Below are 2,954 nucleotides of genomic sequence, written 5' to 3'. Positions count from 1 at the left end.
CGCCTGATTGCTGCATCATTACCGATCGTTGTCCGACGAGGCCGCTGCCCAACTGGCGACGATGGGGCGCAATCTCGATCAGGCCGCCACCGGCGCGAAGGAATTCCTCGAAACCGCGCGGATCATCGCGGGCCTCGATCTGATGATAACCGTCGACACCTCAATCGCCCACCTGGCCGGCGCGCTCGACAAGCCGGTGTGGATCCTCCTGCCCGACGCCCATACCGACAGGCGCTGGCTTCGCGGACGCAGCGACAGCCGCCGGTACGGCTCGGCCCGGCTGTACTGTCAGGAGGCGCTGCGGACGTGGGATCCGGTGTTGCGCCAAGTGGCCGCGGACCTCGAAGGCGAGACTCTCTAGCTTCAGATTAAAACACTTGTTTGATTCCTCCGGAATATGGGCCAAAGCTGTCGCCAAAGGCTTCCGCGCGCGCCGGACGGTCACCTGACAACCGCTATTGGGAGAAACCAGATGAGCGAGACCCTGAACAAGCAGGCCCAATCGAGCTTCGCTCTGAACCCGCAGGACGAGCTCAACGACCTGCGGATGAGCGAAAAGGCCATCCCGCTGCTGAACCACGTGAAGCGGTTCGTCACCGAAGTGGTCGAGCCGATGAGCGAGAAATTCCACGCGCTGGACGAAGGCAAGAAGGACATCTGGGCCTATGCGCCCGGACAGCTGGAGCTGCTCGAGGCGGCCAAGGACCAGGCCAAGAAGGAAGGCCTCTGGAACTTCTTCCTGCCCAACGCCGAGACCGGCGAGGGCCTGTCGAACCTCGACTACGCCTACATCGCCGTCGAGCTGGGCAAGAACCGCATGGCCAGCGAGTGCATGAACTGCGCCGCCCCGGACACAGGCAACATGGAAGTCCTGGAGCGTGTCGGCACGCCGGCCCAGAAGAAGCAGTGGCTGGAGCCCCTGCTACGCGGCGAGATCCGCTCGGCCTTCGCCATGACCGAGGTCAACGCCGCCTCGTCCGACGCCAAGAACATCAACACCCGCGCCACCCTGGTCGGCGACGAATATGTGATCAACGGCGAGAAGCACTACATCTCCGGCGCCGGCGATCCGCGCTGCAAGATCATGATCACCATGGTCCAGACTACCCCCGACGGCCCGCCGAACCTGCGCCAGTCGCAGATCCTGGTGCCCACCGACGCGCCCGGCGTGAACATCGTGGGCCCCATGTGCGTGTTCGGCGATCCCGACGCGCCGCACGGCCACATGCACATCATCTTCGACAACGTCCGCGTGCCGAAGGAGAACATGCTGCTGGGCGAGGGCCGCGGCTTCGAGATTTCGCAGCTTCGTCTGGGCCCGGGCCGCATCCACCACTGCATGCGCGCCATCGGCTCGGCCGAGAAGGCGCTGGACCTGATGGTCACCCGAGGCCTGACGCGTGAGGCGTTCGGCAAGCAGCTCGTCTATCTGGGCGGCAACCTGGAGATCATCTCCCGCGCCCGCATCGACATCGAAGCCATGCGCCTGATGGTGCTGAAGGCCGCCAAGGCGATGGACGTCCTGGGCAACCAGGAAGCCCGCGTCTGGATCCACATGGTCAAGGCCATGGTGCCCGAACGGGTCTGCGAGATCATCGACCAGGCGATCCAGATGCACGGCGCCACCGGCGTGAGCCAGAAGACCCCGCTGGCCCGCATGTACACCTCGACGCGGACGCTGCGGATCGCCGACGGCCCGGACGAGGTCCACCACATGGTGGTCGGGCGCAACGAGTTGCGCCAGTACCGCGAGATGCCGCAGGATCCCTCCACGGCGGCAGTGTTCCGGAACTAGGCAGGCCCGGCGACCCCGCCTCCCCGCAAGGGGAGGTAGGCGCCTGCGGGCGGCTGTGACTAAATCCTCCTAACGAAATGGGAGGGTAGTTCGATGAATCCGAGGACGATGATGCTGGCCGGCGCTGCGACTGCGGCGCTGGGCCTGGTCGCGCCGGCGATGGCGCATGCCGAGACCGCCTGTGCGGATCTGGTGAAGACCACCCTGCCGCATGCGACGGTGACCAGGGCGGTCTCGGAGGCGGTCGGCGACAAGCAGGTCTGCAAGATCGCCGTCACCAGCAAGCCCACCGCCGACTCGGACATCCGCCTGGAACTGTGGATTCCGGAAGGTGCGGCCTGGAACGGCAAGTTCGTCCAACTGGGCAACGGCGGTTTTGCGGGCTCGATCCCGGTAATCCAGTTCGGGCGGCTGGCGCGGGCGGGCTATGCGGTCAGTGGCACCGACGACGGCCACCAGGACCCGGTCGCCACGAACGCCTCCTGGGCCCAGGGCCACCCCGAGAAAGTGATCGACTTCGGCTGGCGCGCCGTGAAGGAGACCACGGACGCTTCCAAGGCGCTGATCGCGGCGAACAAGGGCAAGATCACCAAGGCCTATTTCATGGGCTGTTCGGACGGCGGGCGCGAAGCGCTGATGACGGCGCAGCGCTATCCCAACGACTTCGACGGCATCGTCGCCGGCGCCCCGGCCAACTTCATGAGCCAGCTCTTCGGCCTGTCGGCGGTGCAGCAACAGACCATGGCCAAACCGGGCGGCTATCTTGGCGCGTCCCAGCGGGAGCTCCTGGAGAAGACCGCGCTCGCCGAATGCGGCGGCGACGCCTTCATCCGCGACCCGATGAGCTGTCACTTCGACCCCGGCAAGCTGGCCTGCAAGGCCGGCCAGACGGAGGGCTGCCTGACCGCGCCGCAGGTCGCCTCCGCCAAGGCCTTTTACGAGGGCCGCAGGGACAAGTCCGGAAAGATCGTTTTCCCGGGCTACAGTCCCGGCGCGGAGGCCCTGAACGGCAGCTGGAACGCCTGGATCACCGGTCCGAACGCGGAGACGAACCAGAAGGCCGCCGGCCCGTCGTTCTCATCCAACGCCTTCAAATACTTCGGCTTCCAGGATCCCAACTTCGACTATCTGAAGATGGACATGGGCGCGCAGTTCGAAG

The 2,954-nt window shown here is 65.8% G+C and carries 3 protein-coding genes; all 3 read left to right on the top strand.

The genetic code is table 11. The features are described 5' to 3' along the window. The first annotated feature begins 28 nt into the window (after positions 1–28). Positions 29–361, top strand: coding sequence for a glycosyltransferase family 9 protein (locus tag E8A12_RS19750; RefSeq protein ID WP_293372018.1), 333 nt, complete (start codon positions 29–31; stop codon positions 359–361). Between the two features lie 111 nt (positions 362–472). Continuing rightward, positions 473–1,795 (top strand): acyl-CoA dehydrogenase family protein, encoded by a 1,323-nt coding sequence (locus E8A12_RS19745; protein WP_293372016.1) that lies wholly within the window; start codon positions 473–475, stop codon positions 1,793–1,795. Between the two features lie 93 nt (positions 1,796–1,888). Beyond that, positions 1,889–2,954, top strand: a 1,066-nt coding sequence (locus E8A12_RS19740; RefSeq protein ID WP_293372014.1) for a tannase/feruloyl esterase family alpha/beta hydrolase, incomplete at its 3' end; no start/stop codon positions are given.

The organism is Phenylobacterium sp. (genome assembly GCF_004799395.1).
GTDB lineage: Bacteria > Pseudomonadota > Alphaproteobacteria > Caulobacterales > Caulobacteraceae > Phenylobacterium.
Note: the sequence above shows the minus strand (reverse complement) of the source record. Positions and strands in the feature narration are given on the sequence as shown.

Bases quoted from the DNA above. Each gene is read 5' to 3' on its own strand.
- E8A12_RS19745 (WP_293372016.1), top strand. From the start codon at position 473: ATGAGCGAGACCCTGAACAAGCAGGCCCAATCGAGCTTCGCTCTGAAC.